The sequence below is a fragment of the Streptomyces sp. NPDC050743 genome (genome assembly GCF_044456925.1).
Taxonomy (GTDB): Bacteria; Actinomycetota; Actinomycetes; order Streptomycetales; family Streptomycetaceae; genus Streptomyces.
In genome coordinates, this window is the sequence record NZ_JBITGJ010000081.1 from 1 (window position 1) to 17,886 (window position 17,886).

The 17,886-nt window shown below is 71.7% G+C and carries 14 protein-coding genes and 2 pseudogenes; 5 read left to right on the forward strand and 11 right to left on the reverse strand.

The window, feature by feature from the left end; all coding sequences use genetic code 11:
- Positions 1 to 899: ISL3 family transposase (locus ACIBJF_RS41275; protein ID WP_399181924.1), on the reverse strand; the 899-nt coding region annotated here is incomplete at its 3' end.
- A 245-nt stretch (positions 900 to 1,144) separates the two neighbouring features.
- On the opposite strand from ACIBJF_RS41275, the gene ACIBJF_RS41280 reads away from it, so the two are divergent.
- The gene (locus tag ACIBJF_RS41280; RefSeq protein WP_399181926.1) at positions 1,145 to 1,996 is read left to right on the forward strand and encodes a MarR family transcriptional regulator; all 852 of its coding nucleotides are present in this window, start codon (positions 1,145 to 1,147) and stop codon (positions 1,994 to 1,996) included.
- 169 nt (positions 1,997 to 2,165) lie between these two features.
- Here ACIBJF_RS41280 and ACIBJF_RS41285 read toward each other — a convergent pair.
- From ACIBJF_RS41285 to ACIBJF_RS41315, 7 genes and pseudogenes are all read right to left on the reverse strand, one after another.
- Positions 2,166 to 2,775, reverse strand: a pseudogene (locus ACIBJF_RS41285) (IS5 family transposase); the annotation flags it as partial.
- A gap of 87 nt (positions 2,776 to 2,862) precedes the next feature.
- Positions 2,863 to 5,109, reverse strand: coding sequence for an FG-GAP repeat domain-containing protein (locus ACIBJF_RS41290; protein WP_399181928.1), 2,247 nt, complete (start codon positions 5,107 to 5,109; stop codon positions 2,863 to 2,865).
- Positions 5,110 to 5,206: 97 nt separating this feature from the next.
- Complete coding sequence (locus ACIBJF_RS41295) at positions 5,207 to 6,811, reverse strand: ABC-F family ATP-binding cassette domain-containing protein (RefSeq protein WP_399181930.1); 1,605 nt, start codon at positions 6,809 to 6,811, stop codon at positions 5,207 to 5,209.
- 148 nt (positions 6,812 to 6,959) lie between these two features.
- Positions 6,960 to 7,928 carry a threo-3-hydroxy-L-aspartate ammonia-lyase gene (locus ACIBJF_RS41300; RefSeq protein WP_399181932.1) on the reverse strand — a complete coding sequence of 323 codons (969 nt, stop codon included), beginning with the start codon at positions 7,926 to 7,928 and terminating at the stop codon, positions 6,960 to 6,962.
- Between the two features lie 117 nt (positions 7,929 to 8,045).
- Positions 8,046 to 9,032, reverse strand: coding sequence for an aldo/keto reductase (locus ACIBJF_RS41305; protein ID WP_399181982.1), 987 nt, complete (start codon positions 9,030 to 9,032; stop codon positions 8,046 to 8,048).
- Between the two features lie 126 nt (positions 9,033 to 9,158).
- A pseudogene (locus tag ACIBJF_RS41310) lies at positions 9,159 to 10,930 on the reverse strand (ATP-binding cassette domain-containing protein).
- 367 nt (positions 10,931 to 11,297) lie between these two features.
- Complete coding sequence (locus tag ACIBJF_RS41315) at positions 11,298 to 12,002, reverse strand: SDR family oxidoreductase (protein WP_399181935.1); 705 nt, start codon at positions 12,000 to 12,002, stop codon at positions 11,298 to 11,300.
- Positions 12,003 to 12,842: 840 nt separating this feature from the next.
- Here ACIBJF_RS41315 and ACIBJF_RS41320 point away from each other — a divergent pair.
- Both ACIBJF_RS41320 and ACIBJF_RS41325 read left to right on the forward strand, forming a co-directional pair.
- Positions 12,843 to 13,643 (forward strand): SAM-dependent methyltransferase, encoded by an 801-nt coding sequence (locus tag ACIBJF_RS41320; RefSeq protein ID WP_399181936.1) that lies wholly within the window; start codon positions 12,843 to 12,845, stop codon positions 13,641 to 13,643.
- A 398-nt stretch (positions 13,644 to 14,041) separates the two neighbouring features.
- Positions 14,042 to 15,520, forward strand: a complete 1,479-nt coding sequence (locus ACIBJF_RS41325; RefSeq protein WP_399181938.1) for a glutamate-cysteine ligase family protein — start codon at positions 14,042 to 14,044, stop codon at positions 15,518 to 15,520.
- A gap of 164 nt (positions 15,521 to 15,684) precedes the next feature.
- On the opposite strand, the gene ACIBJF_RS41330 is transcribed toward ACIBJF_RS41325, so the two are convergent.
- Together ACIBJF_RS41330 and ACIBJF_RS41335 are read right to left on the reverse strand one after the other, a co-directional pair.
- A complete protein-coding gene (locus ACIBJF_RS41330) occupies positions 15,685 to 15,831 on the reverse strand; it encodes a hypothetical protein (RefSeq protein WP_399181940.1) in 147 nt (48 codons plus the stop codon).
- A 110-nt stretch (positions 15,832 to 15,941) separates the two neighbouring features.
- Positions 15,942 to 16,358 carry a nuclear transport factor 2 family protein gene (locus tag ACIBJF_RS41335; RefSeq protein ID WP_399181942.1) on the reverse strand — a complete coding sequence of 139 codons (417 nt, stop codon included), beginning with the start codon at positions 16,356 to 16,358 and terminating at the stop codon, positions 15,942 to 15,944.
- Positions 16,359 to 16,379: 21 nt separating this feature from the next.
- On the opposite strand from ACIBJF_RS41335, the gene ACIBJF_RS41340 reads away from it, so the two are divergent.
- The gene (locus tag ACIBJF_RS41340; protein ID WP_399181944.1) at positions 16,380 to 16,643 is read left to right on the forward strand and encodes a hypothetical protein; all 264 of its coding nucleotides are present in this window, start codon (positions 16,380 to 16,382) and stop codon (positions 16,641 to 16,643) included.
- A gap of 89 nt (positions 16,644 to 16,732) precedes the next feature.
- Here ACIBJF_RS41340 and ACIBJF_RS41345 read toward each other — a convergent pair whose 3' ends face one another.
- Positions 16,733 to 17,095 (reverse strand): helix-turn-helix domain-containing protein, encoded by a 363-nt coding sequence (locus tag ACIBJF_RS41345; RefSeq protein ID WP_365328540.1) that lies wholly within the window; start codon positions 17,093 to 17,095, stop codon positions 16,733 to 16,735.
- 137 nt (positions 17,096 to 17,232) lie between these two features.
- Here ACIBJF_RS41345 and ACIBJF_RS41350 point away from each other — a divergent pair, with 137 nt between their 5' ends.
- Positions 17,233 to 17,883, forward strand: a complete 651-nt coding sequence (locus tag ACIBJF_RS41350; protein ID WP_399181946.1) for an FMN-dependent NADH-azoreductase — start codon at positions 17,233 to 17,235, stop codon at positions 17,881 to 17,883.
- Positions 17,884 to 17,886 lie beyond the last annotated feature (3 nt).

Below are 17,886 nucleotides of genomic sequence, written 5' to 3' on the forward strand. Positions count from 1 at the left end.
TCCTCGCGGTTGCGCAGCAGACGCCTGCGAGCCTTCCATTCCGGGTCGGTGGCGCGTCCGCGTCGTCCGCGGATCTCGGCGGTGGTGCGGCGCCGGACCAGGGACAGCATCTTGTTCGCGAGCTGCACGACGTGGAAGTGGTCGACCACGACGACGGCGTTCGGCAGGCCGGTGCGGACCGCGGCCCGGTAGGTGGCCGACATGTCGATGGCGACGTGCCGGATGCTGTTGCGCCAGGCCAGAGGTGTGGTGGACAGCCAGGCCAGCACGTCGGCGGCGGTGCGGCCCTCGACCTGGCCGAGCAGGCCACCGACACCGAGCGCGTCGACGAACCCGGTGTGCCACCGGTCCCGTGTCAGCTGCCACTTGCCCGTTTCGGGGTTCTGCTCCCAGCGGGTCTTGCCGCGCCGGGTCTCGTCGATGCCCAGCACCTCGACCTCGGGCAGCGGCGCTTCGACGACCTCGCGGGCAACGGTCCGGAAGGCGTCCATCACGGTCGGCCAGGACAGATGCAGATCGCGGGCGGCCTGGATGACCGTGGAGCCGGCATCCCGTATCCGACGTCCGGCCGTACTCCGTAGCCTCCCGGTCAGCCGGGCGCCGGCCGGGATCTGCGGGATCTGCTCGGTGAACGATTTCCGAGGACAGGCCGGCTCGCGGCACCACCAGCGCCGCTTGTGCCACAAGAACTCCAGCCCGCGCTCGCCATAAGGGAGATCACGGGGTCGGGTGGTGGCGGAGCCTTTCACCCGGGACGAGAAGACCCCGCAGGCCGGACAGGCCCGGGCCGAGGCATCCGCCGTGACCAGATGGACCCGGCGCCCACCGTCCTCGCACCGCTCGACCCGCATGACGGACACCCCGTCGAGGTCCAACAGCAACGTCGTATCGTTGACCAAGCCCGTGGCTCCCCAGTGATCCTTCTGCGTAGAGAACAGAAATGATCACCCGGGACCACGGGCGTCCTACATCCAGGGCCGACAACCACCCCACTCATCGCAGACCGTGACGGACAGTCAGCGGCCACCGACCCTGCACCGCTCAACTTCGAAGACCCCCCATCTGCACTGCTTCCCTTCGGTCGCCGATGAGTTTCGGTGTGCCGGACGGTCCAAGTCGGCACACCTGACAAAGGGAGAACCCGATGGGCAAGACGCGCTTGCATCCGATGACTCACATCGCCCGCCGCATGTTCGAGCTCCTGGAGCCGATCTGCCTGGTCACGTTCTTCGCCGACGAGTGCAACGAGGAACTGGCCGCACTCGGCCACCGGACCTACTGGGACGGCTACTTCGCCAGCCGCGCCGCGCCGCTGGGGCGGGTACCGGCGCAGGTCGTGCACGCGGCCTTCTACAATTTCGCCGACGGGGAAGCCGCACGGCACATCCCGAGCGCCTGGGAGACGATTGCGCCCGAGGCCTCCGTCGCCGCGCGGGAAAGGGGCAGCGCGGCCTCCCTACGGCGGATCCTCGGCGACGCACTGGCCGGCTCGCCGGGCCTGGTGCGCGCCGCCGACCTGACCACCAAGGCCGCGACGAGCGCCCCCACCGAAGGCCGGGTGATGTACGCGGGGATGCGCACCCTTGCGGTGCCGAGCGACCCGGTTGCCCGGCTGTGGCATTCCGCCACCATGCTGCGCGAGCACCGCGGCGACGGGCACATCGCCGCTCTCGTCGGCGCGCGGATCGGCGGCACGGAGGCCCACGTGCTCTCCGCGCTGGAGCAGGGCATCCACCCGCCGGAGTCGTTCGGACGCATCCATCACCTGCCGAAAGAGCGTCTGGCCGCGGTCATGGACGGCATGCGCGAACGCGGACTCATCGACACCGACGGCCACTTCACCGACTCCGGCCGCGCGACCAAACAACGCATCGAAACCCTCACCGACGAACTCGCCACCCCGCCCTACGACGCCCTGTCCCCCGCCGAACTCGACGAACTGATCACCGAGCTCGAACCCATCACTGCGACCCTGGTGGCCGCAGGCTCGCAGTGACACGCAGAAATGGCTACAGACCTTCATGATCAGAAAAGGCACAGGACACCGGCGACCCTGCGGAGGACGCGGGTGTCATCGCCTGGGATCGGCTTCGTCGTCCAGGGGCGCAGCGACGATGTCGCCGTGGTCGGCGCTGTCCATCTTGCGTACGGCGACGGTGTCGGCGGTCGAAGGCTGGCGGGCGGCCACCTTGGCGGCCGAGCCGCTTGCGGTTGGCGGCCCAGTCAGCGGGCTGCGGGATCACCGTCCGGATCCCGCGCCGCCGCAGATGACGGCGGATCGCCCGGGACGAATACGCCTTGTCGGCCAAGACCGCCTCCGGTGTAACCCTGGGGCGCCTGTCCGCCGGGGCACTCGGATTCGGGCCATGACCTGCTCGAATGCGGGTGCGTCGCCGGCCTGGCCGGGTGTGATGACGAAAGCGAGCGGTCGGCAGCGGCCGTGAGCAGCGAGGTGGATTCGTGGTCAGCCCGCCGCGGGAGCGTCCGAGGGCATGGTTGGCCGGCTCGCCGCCCGGGGCCCCTTTTGACGGGCCCCGGCCGCGTGCTGATGAGCCCGCACGATCGTGGCGTCGACCGCGACGACCCACTCCAGGTCGCCGTCGGCGTCGGCCTCGGCGAGCAGGGCGGTGAAGACCTTCTGTTGTGGGCGCCCTTCCACGAACCGAGGTGTTCGGGCAGGTCCATCCACGGCGTCCCGGTGCGGTACTTGAACGCGAGCGCGCCGCTGCGAGCTGCTCGGTCCGTGCCCCCGGCCGGTCTGCGAGACCGGTCGGGGCTCCCTCTCCAGGCACCCCGGGAAGGCGGGACCGCGCCATGGGGTGCCCCTCGGTGCGGGCCGCCGGTCGGGGAGGACGCCGCGGGTCAGGAAAGGGTGCGGCCGGTCCAGCCGGAGCCGACGCGGACCCGGCTGCCGAAGGTGCCGTGGCCGGTGCCCGGGTTGAGCCAGGCCACGCCGTCGGCGTCGACCGAGAGCAGGTCGGCCTTGCCGTCGCCGTTCAGGTCACCGGCGCCGAGCACCTGCCGGTAGCTCTTGCCCCAGTCGCGGAAGACCAGCACCCGGTCGGCGAGCTTGCCGGTGCCGGTGCCGTTGTAGCGCCACAGCTCGCCGGAGCCGTCGAGGGCCAACACGTCCCCGCGCCCGTCGCCGTTGAGGTCCCCGGCGCCGATCACCCGGGTGTACCCCTTCCATGCCGACCGGATCTTGACGCGCGGGGCGAATCCCGCGCTGCCGTTGCCCGCGCACAGGTAGATGTCACCGGTGGCGGCGGACCGGGCCAGCAGGTCGGCGCGGCCGTCGCCGGTCAGGTCGCCGGGGCTGGTCAGGACGTTGTAGCCGCGCCAGTCGCTGCTGGTCTTCTTGTACGGGGACGTAGGCACGGGCAGCCGCCCCGCCGGGGTCTCGTACATGCGCGCCTCGCCCGTGGGCAGCACGGCGAGGACGTCGTTGACGCGGTCCCCGTTGAGGTCGCCGAAGCCGGTGAACCGGGTACCCGAGGGCCAGCCGCCGGTGACCGCGCCGCTGTGCACGGAGCCCTCGGCGAGATGGCCCGCGGCGTCGCCGTCGTACCGAGTCAGGGTGGTGCCGCTCAGGGCGAGCACGTCGGCGCGGCGGTCGTCGCCGTAGTCCCGGGCGCGGGGCAGCGGGCGGCTGGTGCCGGAGACGGTGTACAGCGGCCCGCCGGAGGCGGAGTTGTCGTACCAGAGCGCGGTGGGGCGGGTGCCCGCGACCGTGACGGCGCCGCCGATGCCCCGGTAGTCGGTGGTGGTGCCCAGCGTCTTGGGCGCCGACCAGCCGCCGCGGGTGCGGAAGCCGGAGACGTACCGGTACCTGCCGCTGCCGATGGACACGGCCCAGCCGGCGTGCACCGTGCCGTCGGTGGCGATGCCGGAGCTGACGGCGTAGTGGGCGGAGCCGAATGGACGGCGGTCGTCGGCCTGTTCGACGGCGCCCCAGACGCCGGTGCGGGCGGAGCGGGTGGTGGAGATCACCGCCTTGTCGGTGCCGTCGACGAGGGTGACGTCGCCGTTCGGCGCGGTCAGCGGACGGGGCAGGGTGCGAGGGGCGTACCAGCCGGTGAGCGGGGTCTGCTCGGGGGCGCTCCAGGCCTCGCCGGGGGCGCTCCGGCGGGCGAAGCGGACGGGTCCGTTGCCGGCGCTCGCCCACAGGAGGGTGAGGCCGCCGGCCGGATCGGCGTCGAGGCGCACGGCACCCGGATGGGTGCCGGCGAGCGGGGTCAGGTCCTCGGCGTCGCCCCACGTGGTCGCGCCGGCCTTCCGCTCCATGATCCGGGAGTGGTACGAGACCTCGGTGCCGGTCGCGCCGGCGAAGCCACCCTCACGGAAGGCGTCGTCGAGGTTCCAGGCGATGGCCGCGTTGCCGGCCTCGTCGACCGTGGCGTCCAGCCCGGTCAGGTACCACTCCCCTTCCTCGGTGTCGCTCTTGACGGTGTCGAATACGGTGGGCTCGGACCAGGCCTCGCCGGGGGCCGGCCGCTCGGACATGCGCAGCTCGCGGCCGCCGAGGACCTGGGTGGCCCAGACGGCGGTCAGGCGGCCGGTGGCGCTGCCGAAGACGACGGGAGGGCAGTCGGTCCAGTCGGTGGTGGCGACGGTGGTCGGGGCGGACCAACGGGTGGCGCCGGGGGCCAGGGTGGCGGCCTTCAGCAGGAACTTGCCCCCGGGTACGCGCTCGCGCCAGTAGGCGAGGAAGGAGCCGTCGGCCTGGGGGGCGAGGGTACTGGCGTCGAGGATGTAGTCGGCGGCGGTGGACAGCGTCTGAGGCGCGGCCCAGGTGGTGGAGCCGGCCGGACGGACCTGGACGGTGAGCCGGCGGACCTCGGCGGTCTGCGTGGGGTCCTGGGGCTGGTCGCGCAGGGCGATGAGGGCGCCGTCGGCGCGGGCCTGCAGGGCCAGCACGCGGTGCTGGGCGGAGGGGGCGAGCTCGGTGGCCGTACCCCAGACGCCAGGCTGTACGGGGTCGTTGGTCACCGTGGCGGTCCCCGCCGCGATGCCCGCGGTCGGCGCGGACGCCGCCTCGGCGGACAGCGCCCCCACCATCGTCCCGCTCAGTACGAGCGCGAATGCTCCTTTGACGACATGCGAGTTCACGATCCGGTCCCCCCACGATCAAGATTTGGTGATCAAATTGCGTGGATCTTATATGACCATGGTGAAACTCGGATGGGGGGTTGAAGGACAGCGGCTCTCAGGCGAGGGCGACCAGGTCGCGGTAGTCCTCGCTCCAGAGGTCCTCGTCCGCGTCCGGCAGCAGCAGGACGCGGTCCGGGCGGAGGGCGTCGAGGGCACCCTCGTCGTGGGTGACCATGACGATGGCGCCGGGATACGAGTCGACCGCGGTCAGCACCTCGTCGCGGGAGACCGGGTCGAGGTTGTTGGTCGGCTCGTCCAGCAGCAGGACGTTCGCCCCGGAGTGGACCAGGCCGGCCAGCGCCAGCCGGGTCCGCTCGCCGCCGGAGAGGACACCCGCGGGCTTGCCGGCGTCGTCCCCGCCGAACAGGAACGCGCCCAGCACCCGCCGCGCCTCACCGGTGTCCAGGTGCGGTGCCGCGGCCCTCAGGTTCTCCAGGACCGTGCGGTGGGTGTCGAGCGTGTCGTGCTCCTGTGCGAAGTAGCCGAGGCGCAGCCCGTGTCCGTGCACCACGCGTCCCGCGTCCGGCCGTTCGGCACCGGCGAGGATCCGCAGCAGGGTGGTCTTGCCAGCGCCGTTGAGTCCGAGGACGACCAGGCGGCTGCCGCGGTCCACCGCCAAGTCCACCCCGTCGAGGACCCGGTGGCCGCCGTAGGACTTGGCCAGACTGATCGCGCCGAGCGGCGTCCGCCCGCACGGGGCGGGCTCCGGCAGCCGGATCCGCGCGGTCTTCTCGGTGCGCCGGGCGGGTTCCAGGGCGGCCAGCATGCGGTCGGCACGGCGGGCCATGCTTCGGGCCATCGTGGCGGTGGCGGAGCGGGCCTTCATGCGGTCCGCCTGGGCGTGCAGGGCGGCGGCCTTGCGTTCGGTGCCGGCCCGCTCCCGGGTGCGGCGCCGCTCCTCCGTCTCGCACCGGGTCCTGTACGCGTTCCAGCCGGTGTTGTGGACGTCGATCGTGGCCCGGGCGGCGTCCAGGTGGAAGACGCGGTTGACGACCTCGGCGAGCAGGGCCGTGTCGTGGCTGACGAGCACCAGTCCGCCCTGGTGGCCCTGGAGGAAGCCGCGCAGCCAGGTGAGCGAGTCGGCGTCGAGGTGGTTGGTGGGCTCGTCCAAGAGCAGGATGCCCTCGGTTCCGGCGAACAGGATGCGGGCGAGTTCCGCGCGGCGCTTCTGCCCGCCGGACAGGGTGCCGACCGGCTCGCTCATGACCCGTTCGGGCAGGCCGAGTCCGGCCGCCAGCCGGGCCGCCTCGGCTTCGGCCGCGTAGCCGCCGCCGGCCTGGAAGGCGGCGTCGGCGCGGGCGTAGGCGTTCATGGCCCGCTCCAGCTCTGCCGGGCGGGCGGCGTCGGCCATCGCCGTCTCGGCCTTGCGCAGGTCGCGCAGCGCGGTGTCGAGGCCGCGGGCGGACAGGATCCGGTCGGTGACGGTCGTGGCGGGGTCGGCGGCGCGGGAGTCCTGGGCGAGGAAGCCGACGGGACCGGTGTGCGTGATGGTGCCGGCGGCGGGCCGGGACCGCCCGGCGAGCGCGGTCAGCAGGGTGGTCTTGCCGGCGCCGTTGCGGCCGACGAGGCCGATGCGGTCGCCGGGGGAGACGGTGAGGGAGATGCCGGACAGCAGCAGGCGCGCACCGGCGCGCAGCTCGACATCGCGAGTGGTGATCATGATGTAACGCTCCGAAACAGCGAGAGGACACACTCCTGGCGTGGAAGCGGGTCCTCAGCTAGGAAATTCGGGGCGTGGACATGCGCTCACGGTATCCGACGGGCTCGCAGCGGCGCCTGCGGTTTTTCGCGCCGCGCCACAACTGCCCTCACCGGCCGATGAGTTCGGCGAAGCGCCCGGTGTCGATGTTGCCGCCGGAGGCGATGATGCCGATGCGGGGCGGGAGGTTGTCGACGCGGCCGGCCAGGAGCGCGGCCAGGCCGGTGGCGCCGCTGGGTTCGAGGACGATCTTCAGGCGTTCGAAGGCGAATCGCATGGCGGCGACGATCTCCGCGTCGCTGACGAGGGCGATGGCGTCGACCAGGCGCCGGTTGATCTCGAAGGTGAGCTCGCCGGGCGTGGGCAGGGCCTGCCCGTCGGCGATGGTCCGGGGCACGGGCAGGGTGACGCGGGCGCCGCTCTCCAGGGAGCGCTTGGTGTCGTCCCCTTCCTCCGGCTCCACGCCGACGATCCGGATGCCGGGGTGCAGGGCCTTGGCGGCGGTGGCGCTTCCGGCGATCAGGCCGCCGCCCCCGACCGGCACGAGCAGGGCGTCGAGCGGGCCGGTCTCGTCGAGGAGTTCCAGGGTCGCGGTGCCCTGCCCGGCGATGACGTGGGGGTGGTCGTAGGGCGGGATGAGGGCCAGGCCGCGGTCCTCGGCCAGGGCCGTACCGAGTGCGGTGCGGTCTTCGGTGTAGCGGTCGTAGGTGACGATCTCGGCGCCGTATCCGGCGGTCGCCTCCCGCTTGAGTCGCGGGGCGTCCTCGGGCATCAGGATGACGGCGCTGGTGCCGAGTTCGCGGGCGGCCAGGGCGGTGGCCTGGGCGTGGTTGCCGGAGGAGTAGGCGGCGATGCCCTTGGCCAGTTGGTCCGGAGAGAGCTGGGCGGCCGCGTTGTAGGCGCCGCGGAACTTGAAGGCGCCGACGCGCTGGAGGTTCTCGCACTTGATGAACACCTCGGCGCCGACGAGGGCGTTCAGGGTGCGCGAGGTGACGACCGGGGTGCGGTGGGCGACGCCTTCGAGGCGTGCGGCGGCGGCACGGACGTCGTCGAACGTTACGGGCGAAGCGGCGGCCATGACGGTCTCCAACGTGGACTGATCTTCCATTGTTGGACAAGAACTCTAGATACCGTGACGCCCGTCTGTCCAGGAACGGGCCAGACGGGCGTTCGCGAGTTGTGGCGCGCGGTCGGCTCAGTGGCCGGCGATCCCCCTGGGCGTGTACGGCTCCTCCAGTTCCCGGATCTCGTCCTCGGTGAGCCGGAGTTCGAGTGCGGCGAGCGCGTCCGGGATGTGGTGGGGCTTGGTGGCGCCGACGATGGGGGCGGTGACGCCGGGGCGGGACGCGACCCAGGCCAGGGCCACCTGGGCCCGCGGGACGCCTCGGCGTTCGGCGATCGCGGCGACGGCGTCGACGATCCGCTTGTCGTCCGGCTGGTACAGGGTGCGGCCGTAGGCGTCCGTCTCGCCGCGGACGCTGGTGGCCTCCCAGTCCCGGGTGAGCCGGCCTCGGGCGAGCGGGCTCCACGGGATCACGCCGACGCCCTGGTCGGCGCAGAGCGGCAGCATCTCGCGCTCCTCCTCCCGGTAGAGGAGGTTGTAGTGGTTCTGCATGGACACGAACGTGGTCCAGCCGTGCCGCTCGGCGGTGTGCTGCAGCTTGGCGAACTGCCAGGCGTACATGGAACTCGCCCCGATGTAGCGGGCCTTGCCCGCCCTGACCACGTCGTGCAGCGCCTCCATCGTCTCCTCGACCGGGGTGTGCGGGTCGAATCGGTGGATCTGGTAGAGGTCGACGTGGTCCGTGCCGAGCCGGCGCAGGCTGTGGTCGATCTCGGTCATGACCGCCTTGCGGGACAGCCCCGACCGGTTGGGACGGTCGCCGCGCGCCGCGCCGTCCGCCACGGCGAAGTAGACCTTGGTGGCGATCACGACGTCCTCACGCCGGACCATCTCCCCGAGTGCCTTGCCGACGATCTCCTCGCTGGTGCCGGCGGAGTAACTGTTGGCGGTGTCGAAGAACGTGATCCCCGCGTCCAGCGCCTGGCGGATGAGCGGGCGGGCGGCGTCCTCGTCCAGGGTCCACGGGTGCGGCCCCCGGTCGGGCACGCCGTAGCTCATGCAGCCCAGCGCCAGCCGGGAGACCTCCAGGCCGCTCGTGCCGAGCTTGACGTACTCCATGGTTCGGTTCCCCTCGTCGGTGTGGTCCCGCCTGGTGCGCAACGGTGCCGACCCGGGCACCGGGCGGGACTTCTCCGTCAGCGTGATCATGATCGTATCGAGCCGTGGCACGCACCCCGGCCGCCGTCACCGGTCCTTGGCCAGGGCGACGAGTTCGGCGAAGAGGCCGCCGGCGTGCACGAGGTCGTCGTAGCTGCCCTGCTCGACGACGCGGCCGCTCTGCAGGACGACGATCCGGTCCGCGAGGCGGGTGTTCTCCAGCTGGTGGGTGACGACGATGGTGATGCGCCGCGCGGCGATGCGCTTGATCTCCAGGAAGATCTGGTGCTCGCCGCGCGGATCCATCTGTGACGTCGGCTCGTCCAGGATGAGCAGGGGGGTACGGCGGTACAGGGCACGCCCGCAGGCCAGGCGCTGCCACTGTCCGCCGGACAGCTCGGTGCCGCCGTAGATCTCGCGTGCGAGGAGGGTGTCGAAGTCCGTGGGGCAACCGCTCGACCGTCTCACGCATGCCGACCGCGTCGACGGCCTCCCACACCGGACCGTCGTCATGGGTGCGCGGCTGGCCGAGCGTGATGTTCTCCCTGGCCCGCAGGGGCCAGCAGGCGAAGTTCTGAGGGACGAGTGCGGTCCGGCTCCAGACCGAGTCGGGCCGGGCGCGCGCGAGGTCCACACCGTCCCAGAGGACCCGGCCCTTGTCGGCGAGCAGGATGCCGGTGATGAGCTTAGTCAGCGTCGACTTGCCGGAGCCGTTCTCGCCGACGATCGCGAGGATCTCGCCGCGCCGCAGGGTGAGGGAGACGCCGTCCACGGCGGGCTCGTCCCTGCCGGGGTACTGGTGGACGACCTCCTCCAGCCGGATCTCCTCGACCTGCTCCGGGAGCGTCGACACTCCGCGCTTCGGGGCGCGTTCGGCGGCCATGTCGAGAAAGGAGCGCATGTCGGCGAGGTAGAGGGAGGTGTGGAACATCGCCGCGCCGTACTGCACGAACTGGGACAGCGCGGCGAGCGTGGTCTGCACGGCGACCACCGCCGTGGCGGCGACGGGCAGGGCGACCCGCCCGGTCATGGCGAGCCAGGCGAGCGCGGACCAGGTGACGAGCAGGAAGGCACCGCCGAGGGCGGAGGTGGCGAGGACGATTCGGAGGCTGCGCGGCGCGGCCCTCAGGATGCGCCGGTCGATGCGCTCGGACAGCGCGCGGTACCAGTGGACGAGGTAGTCGGTCATCCCGTTCGCGCGGACCTCGTCGCCGTGCCGCGAATAGGTGGCCCACCAGCGCATCATGCCGCGCACGTTGCGGTCGCCGACGTTGGCGTAGTGCGTCTGGTAATCGACGCGGGCGGAGAGCACGGCGCCCAGGGCCGCGGGCAGCACGGCCAGCAGCAACAGCGGGAGCATCAGCCAGTGCAGTGCCGTGATGACTCCGGCGGCGGCGACCATGCGGATGAGTGAGGCCAGGAACTGCTGGGCGTCCTTGACCATCGTCGTGGTGCGGGTGACGCCCACCTCGGCGGCCTCCTGCCGGTCGGCGAAGCCGTCCTCGTCGCAGGCGGAGGCCTCCACCCGGCAGACGGCGGAGACGAGCGCCACGTCGGCCTCGGTCACCAGCCGCGGGGGTGATCCGCCCGTCCGCATAGGACGCCAGAGCCCTGCTGATCCGGCCGACCGCCGCCGCCGTGGTGACGACCGCGAGCGCGGGCAGGGCCCCGTGCAGACGTTCGGACACAGGGCCCGCGCCGAGGATGTGGGTCATGGCCTCGGCGGTACAGCCGAGGACCACGGCGGCCGCGACGCCGGTGAGGAGCTGGCAGACGAGGAGCAGGACGACCCCGGAGCGGTCGACGGACCAGGCCATGCCCGCGGTGCTGCGCAGCACCGACGGCAGCCGCCCGCACATCCTGCGGAAACTGGCTTCTTCCAGGGGGTTCTTGCCGAACTTGCCCTCGTAGCTGATCACGGCCGGCGGCGGAGGGGGCGGCGGGAAGTCTCCTGTCGAGGCGTCGGTCGAGGTCACCTGCGTCCTCCTTCGGGTCGGCACCGCACCTGGATGGTCCGGTGGTGCCCGGCTCAACGAGGGCGCAGGCGAATCGAACGCACGCTTTTCCGGACGAAGCGCGGACCCGGGATTCCGGGGCGTCGAACGCGCGGTCGCAGTGGCACAAGGCTTCCGCAGCGGCGGTGCGTGGCCGAAACGCCGGTGCTCGCGACGGCTGTTACCCGTGAGGTTTCACTGGTCGTCCGCCCGCGGAGACCTGCTCCGGCACCTACTCGGTCAGCTGCGGATACAGCACCGCCAGATCCCCGGAGAGCGCCGCCTTCACATCCCGGGTCCGGTCGTCGGCCAGCACCTCGTACGCCCCGGCCTCGATTCCGTCCAGGGCCAGGGCGGCGATGTCGCCCGGAGCGGACTTGGGCGCGTCGACGTCCAAGGTCATGTCGGTGTCGATGTAGCCGACGTGCAGCCCGGTGACCCCGATGCCGCGTGAACGCAGCTCCAGACGCAGGGAGTTGGTCTGGGACCACAGGGCAGCCTTGGTGGCGCTGTAGGAGCCGGCGACGCCGAGCCAGGAGAGCACGGAATGGACGTTGAGGAGGTGCCCCCCGCCGTTGCGCTCGATGACGGGGACGAAGGCACGGGTGACCAGCAGGGGCCCGTAGAAGTTGATCTCGAACTCGCGGCGTACGTCGTCGACGGGGGCGTCGAGGAAGGAGCGCGCGCCCAGCGAGACGCCCGCGTTGTTGATCAGGATCGTGACGTCCCGGGCCTGCGCCGCGGCGGCCTCGACCGATGCGGGGTCGGTGACCTCCAGGGCGAGGGGCTCGGCGTCGGGGTGGGTCACGGTGCGGGGGTCGCGGGCCGTGGCGTACACCTTGGCGGCGCCGCGCGCGTACAGCCCCTCCACCAGCGCCTTGCCCAGGCCACGGCTGCCGCCGGTGACCAGTACGACAGCGTCCTTGATCGAGGTCATAGTCATCTCCAGAGCAGGAAACCGATCGGTTTACGTGCATCCTAAACCGATCGGTTTCAAACTCGAAGCGGCACCGGTCAGCTCCGGCTCACACTGTGAGGACACCCCTTGTCTGGACGCCCGGCCGAACGGCGTAGCGGCACCTCGGTCGGCCGGTGATCGGGCCGCACCGCCGCCGGCGATCGACGCGGACGGGCCACGGGCGTTGGGAGGACGCCGGCGATCGCGCTCTGGCGGCGGAACGCGGACTCCTCCGGCCGGCAGTGAGCGGCGGCGGCGAGGACCGGCTGTGCCGGGGCGACGGGGCTGGAGAGCAGAATCGGCGGGAGAGGCGGGGAACGACCCGAGCGCATGGATTAACCGTTCCCCGCCCCCGGCGCGTCGACCCGCCTCGTCACGGACGCGGAGGGACGACCCACGACCGGTCGGACGATGCTTCGACTCACCGATCTTGTTCCGACCATCCGACGCCGAAGTCGCACAGGCCAGCGGAGCCGGGCCGGCCGGGTGACGGGCGCCCGGCGAGCGGGGCGGGGACGGGCCCGGCCCGTGCGATGCGTCCGGTGCGCGGAGGTACCGCCGACCCGTGCTGTGCGTCCCCTGCGCAGGAGATGACCGGACGAGTGACGCCTGAGCCCGGGCAAACGGGGGCGTTCCGGGGACGTCCTGGGATCGCGTCCGCGGCCGGCGGCAGGATCCGCCGCCACTCGGCCCCGGTGGCAGTGACCCGGTGACCCTCAGCTACCGGAACTCCACACGTGCAGCTGATAGTTGATGTGGGAAGCTTTGGCCAACCGTTTGCGGGACCGAGGCCGTGACGGTCGTGGAGAGGAGCACAGTGTGACTCAGGACGGCGGCCAGGCCGTGCACATCGACACCAGCAAGCCGCATCCCGCACGGATCTACGACTACCTCCTGGGCGGCAAGGACAACTACGAGGTGGACCAACTGGCGGGCGACCAACTGGCCGAGGCCGCGCCCGAGGTGTGGATCTCCGTACGGGCCAACCGCGCCTTCCTGCACCGTGCGGTCCGGTACGTCATAGGCAGCGGCGTCCGCCAGATCCTCGACATCGGCACCGGGCTGCCCACCTCGCCGAACGTGCACGAAGTCGCCCAGGAGCTGGCTCCGGACACGCGCGTCGCCTATGTCGACAACGATCCGATCGTGAAGGCGCACGCCGACGCGCTGCTCAGCCGGTCCGGGACGACCAGCATCGTGCTCGCCGATCTGCGCGATCCGCAGTCAGTCATCGAGCACCCCGAGGTGCGCCGGATCATCGACTTCGAGCAGCCGGTCGCCCTGTTCCTCGTCGCCATTCTCCACTTCATCCGCGACGCGGACGAGCCCGAGCGGATCGTGGCCACCCTGCGCGACGCGCTTCCGGTCGGCAGCTTCCTGGTGCTCTCGCATGCTACGGGCGACTTCGCCAACGACCGCAGCGAGGCCGAGGCCGTCTACAACAGCGCGACCGCCACCATGAACCTGCGGTCCCGCGACCGGGTCGAGCGGTTCTTCGACGGGTTCGAACTGGTCGAGCCCGGCCTGACCCAGGTTCCGTTCTGGCGCCCGGAGACCACCCCGCCGCCCGGCTCCGAGTCCATCGGCTTCTACGGAGGCGTGGCCCGTAAGAACGCCTGAAGCCGGGATCTCCGGCAGCTGGCGGATCCGGGCGCCAGGGCGACGATCGCCCCCATGACAACGGAGGCGCTCCGCTCACGGACCGCATCGGGATTCACCACGCACCGTGCACGGCCGCGTACCAGGCGCCGATCCGGCCCGTCCGGAGAATCAGGGGCGCGCGGCCACACGGCCCCGTCCTCGCCGCATCTGAGGACGACTCACCGTGGAGGACTGCGGCGGTGGAGGCGACGGCGGTGACGGACCGGCCGGACGAACCGAACCGTTCGACGGGCCCGCGCCCCCAGGCTCGTACACCGCGGCACCGGCTCGCGGCCGCGGGCCGCGCCTGGTGAGGCCCGCGCGTTGGTGCGACGCTGGGTAATGGAGGTTGCGACGAGGGGCATCCTGGAGGGCCGATGGGACGCGACGTCCCGGCGCTCGTCTTCACCCGCGAGGACCGCCGCCGGTACCGGATCAAGATGCACGCGTGCCTGGACGCCTTGGCGCAGATGCTGCGCGAGGCACGGTTCGAGTCCGAGCGGCCGCAGGTCGGTCTGGAGATCGAGCTGAACCTGGTCGGCGACGACGCCGAGCCGGCGATGCGCAACACCGATGCCCTGAAGGCGATCTCCGACCCCGTCTGGTCCACCGAGCTGGGCCGGTTCAACCTGGAGATCAACGTGCCGCCCCGGCGGCTGACGGCGGGCGGACCCGACGCGTGGGAGTCGGAGATCCGCGCCGCGCTGAACCACGCGGACGAGCGGGCCAGGTCGATCGGCACCCGGCTGATCATGATCGGGATCCTGCCCACCCTGCGGCAGCAGGACATCGGCGAGGAAACCCTGTCGGAGAACCCGCGCTACCAGCTCCTGAACGACCAGATCTTCGCGGCCCGCGGCGAGGACCTGCACATCGAGGTCGACGGCGTGGACCGGCTGCGCACCTACGCGGACACCATCACCCCGGAGGCCGCGTGCACGAGCACGCAGTTCCATCTCCAGGTGTCTCCCGAGGAGTTCGCCCCCTACTGGAACGCGGCGCAGGCCATCGCCGGGGTCCAGGTGGCGCTGGCGGCGAACTCGCCGTTCCTGTTCGGCAAGGAGCTGTGGCACGAGACCCGTATCCCGCTGTTCGAACAGGCCACGGACACCCGCCCGGAGGAGATCAAGGTGCAGGGCGTACGGCCCCGGGTGTGGTTCGGGGAGCGCTGGATCAACAGCGTCTTCGACCTCTTCGAGGAGAACCTGCGCTACTTCCCCGCCCTCCTCCCGCTGTGCGACGAACAGGACCCGGCGGAGACCCTGGACCGCGGCGACATCCCGGACCTGGGCGAACTGACCCTGCACAACGGCACGATCTACCGCTGGAACCGCCCGGTGTACGCCGTCTCCCACGACCTCCCGCACATCCGGGTGGAGAACCGGGTGCTGCCCGCCGGACCGACCGTCGCCGACACCCTCGCCAACGGCGCCTTCTACTACGGCCTGACCCGGGCCCTGGTGGAGGAGGACCGGCCGGTGTGGTCGCGGATGTCGTTCGCGGCCGCCGAGGACAATCTGCACACCGCCGCCCGGCGTGGCATCGACGCCCTGTTGTACTGGCCCGGCATGGGCGAGGTGCCGGTGCCGGAGCTGGTCCTGCGCAGGCTGCTGCCGCTGGCGCACCGGGGGCTTGCCCAGTCCGGCATGGACGACGCCTGGCGGGAGCCGCTGCTCGGCATCATCGAGCAGCGCTGTGTGACGGCACGCAACGGCGCCGTGTGGCAGAAGGAGATGTTCCACCACCTCGACGCCACCACGCGCGCCGGCCGCCACGAGGCCCTGCGCGAGATGACCCAGCTGTACATCGACTACATGCACCTCAACGCGCCCGCCCACACCTGGCCGGTGGACTGATCCGGCTCGGCCGCGCCCGCTGAGCGGGTTCACCGCGCGGTCGGGGGCCGAGTCGCGGTTCTCGGCGAACTCCTCCTCGGTGAAGACCGGTTCGGTCAGCTGCGGCGGGTTGCCCGATCCGCACGGTCCGTCCGGCGCGGTCCCTCAGCGCCTGCGTGAAGGTCTCAGCCCTCGAGGCAGCCGACGGATGCCGTCCGGTACTCCTGCAGCACTCCCCCGCCCATGACGAGCACGGTGCCATAGCCGTCCATGCGCCACACCCCGCCGGTGCCGGGCGGCCCAGGGCGTGCGGTGGCAGTGAGGGTGCGCACGAGCCGTCCTTCCGACGGGCGACCACGGGAGACCACCGTCGCCGAAGCACCGTGTTCCGCACCATCCGGCAATCCGGTGCGTCGAGGCGGCGGACGAACCCCGCACCGGCTCACTCGGACCGGGTCACGCCGTTCAGCGGAACGCGTCGCGCGGACAGCTTGCGGTGACTGATCCGCCAGCCCTCGGACGTGCGGACGAGGGTGTCGTCGTAGGTGGCGGAACCACAGGAGCCGTCGGCCATGACACCGAGCCCCTTGGAGCGGGCCCGCACCCGGCCGTCCGCCGATTCCCGTACGACCACGTTGGTGACATGGTGGGCGACGGGATTCCCTGCGCCCAGCGCCAGTGCCGCCTGACGGATCGCAGCCACTCCGACCAGCGGGTCACGCCCGAAGTCGCTGATGTCGTAGACGACATCCGGGGTGAACAGCTCGTCCAGCCGGTCGAGTTGACCTTCGTCGACGAGGTGGCCGTGCAGGGAGATCAACTCGGTGATGGCGAAGCGGTCTTCGAGCGTGAGCGCCACGGGCGTCCCCTCCGGTGTCACATGACGGACCAGGGCCCCGATCCTCTCGTGGTCGCCGCCGGGCTGTCGCGCCGGCACGCACCCGTCGACGAGCACGGCCGGTTCCCCGAGGGACACGTCACGCGCGACCGGACCCGTAGCCGCACCGCCGGCGACCTGCGGAGCGGGGGCGGCAGACCGCACCACGGCCCGCAGTGGGCGGACACCCGGAGGGCGCCGTCCCGTTCGCACACGCTCATCCGGCCGGTACGGCGTTCCCCGGGCGGCAGCGGTGCCGCCGCGTGACCGCTTGGCCCAGACGGTTCGCACCCACTGCGCGGTGCCGGCCATGGCCGGATGGCGCCCTGCATGGATGATCCGGCCGGCCGCTCGCGCTAAGCGCCGGGGCACGGCGGCGCGTCCGGCAGGTGGGCCTTTGCCCACTCGCCCAGTTCCCGGAGCGCCGGCTCCAGGGCGGCCCCCGCCTCGGTCAGCCGGTAGGACACGCGCAGCGGCGGGCCCTCGTCGACCTCGCGGAGCACGAGTCCGGCCGCGCCGAGTTCCGCGAGCCGGTCGGACAGCATGCGCTCGCTGATACCGGGGACGGCCCGGCGCAGGTCGGCGAAGTGTGCGGGCTGTTCCACCAGGACGGCCACGATCGGGCCGCTCCAGCGCTTTCCGAGCAGCTGGAAGACACGGGTGATGCCATCGTCCACCTGCTTGCACACCGCACTGTCGTGCGTCACGTCCGCCGCCATGCGCTCAGGGTACTACCTCGCCGTAGGGGGGTGAAAAAAAGTAAGTCCATGTGTTAAAGATAGTCGAGTACGAAACCTCAGCGAGCGCTGAGCCACCGGGCTACCCCTGCCCCTTTTGTCGACTTTCTGGAGTCACCATGGCCACCCTGCTGCACATCGACTCGTCCGTGTTCCCGACCGAGGCCTCCGCCTCGCGCGCCGTGGCGGAGACCTTCCGCGCGCACTGGCAGGAGCAGCACCCCGACGGCACGGTCGTCTACCGCGACCTCGCGGCGCAGCCCGCCCCGCACATCACCGCCGCCGCGCACACCGCCGGCTTCGCCGACCCGGCGTCGCACACGCCGGAGCAGGCCGCCGCCTTCGCCGAGCGCGTCCGTCTGATCGAGGAGCTGGAGCAGGCCGACGCGGTGCTGATCGGCGCCCCGATGTACAACTACTCGATCCCCTCGACCCTGAAGGCCTGGCTGGACAACGTGATCCTCTTCGGCCGCACCGCGGGCGAGACCCCGTCCGCGAAGGGCACCCCGGTGACGGTCGTCGCCAGCCGGGGCGGCGCCTACGGGCCGGGCACCCCGCGTGAGGGATACGAGTACGTGCAGAACTACCTCTCGGTCATCCTCGCCGACACCCTTGGTCTGGACCTCGACTTCATCGTCCCGGAGCTGACCATGGCCCCGCAGAACCCGGCGATGGCCGAGCTGATCCCGCTGTACGAGGCCTCCCGCGACCGCGCCCTGGAGGAGGCCGCCGCGAAGGCCAAGCAGCTCGCGGAGCGCCTGGCGGCCTGACCG

Bases quoted from the DNA above. Each gene is read 5' to 3' on its own strand.
- ACIBJF_RS41300 (WP_399181932.1), bottom strand. From the start codon at position 7,928: ATGGCCGCCGCTTCGCCCGTAACGTTCGACGACGTCCGTGCCGCCGCC.
- ACIBJF_RS41280 (WP_399181926.1), top strand. From the start codon at position 1,145: ATGGGCAAGACGCGCTTGCATCCGATGACTCACATCGCCCGCCGCATG.
- ACIBJF_RS41350 (WP_399181946.1), top strand. From the start codon at position 17,233: ATGGCCACCCTGCTGCACATCGACTCGTCCGTGTTCCCGACCGAGGCC.
- ACIBJF_RS41305 (WP_399181982.1), bottom strand. From the start codon at position 9,032: ATGGAGTACGTCAAGCTCGGCACGAGCGGCCTGGAGGTCTCCCGGCTG.
- ACIBJF_RS41325 (WP_399181938.1), top strand. From the start codon at position 14,042: ATGGGACGCGACGTCCCGGCGCTCGTCTTCACCCGCGAGGACCGCCGC.
- ACIBJF_RS41295 (WP_399181930.1), bottom strand. From the start codon at position 6,811: ATGATCACCACTCGCGATGTCGAGCTGCGCGCCGGTGCGCGCCTGCTG.
- ACIBJF_RS41345 (WP_365328540.1), bottom strand. From the start codon at position 17,095: ATGGCGGCGGACGTGACGCACGACAGTGCGGTGTGCAAGCAGGTGGAC.
- ACIBJF_RS41340 (WP_399181944.1), top strand. From the start codon at position 16,380: ATGACGGACCAGGGCCCCGATCCTCTCGTGGTCGCCGCCGGGCTGTCG.
- ACIBJF_RS41315 (WP_399181935.1), bottom strand. From the start codon at position 12,002: ATGACCTCGATCAAGGACGCTGTCGTACTGGTCACCGGCGGCAGCCGT.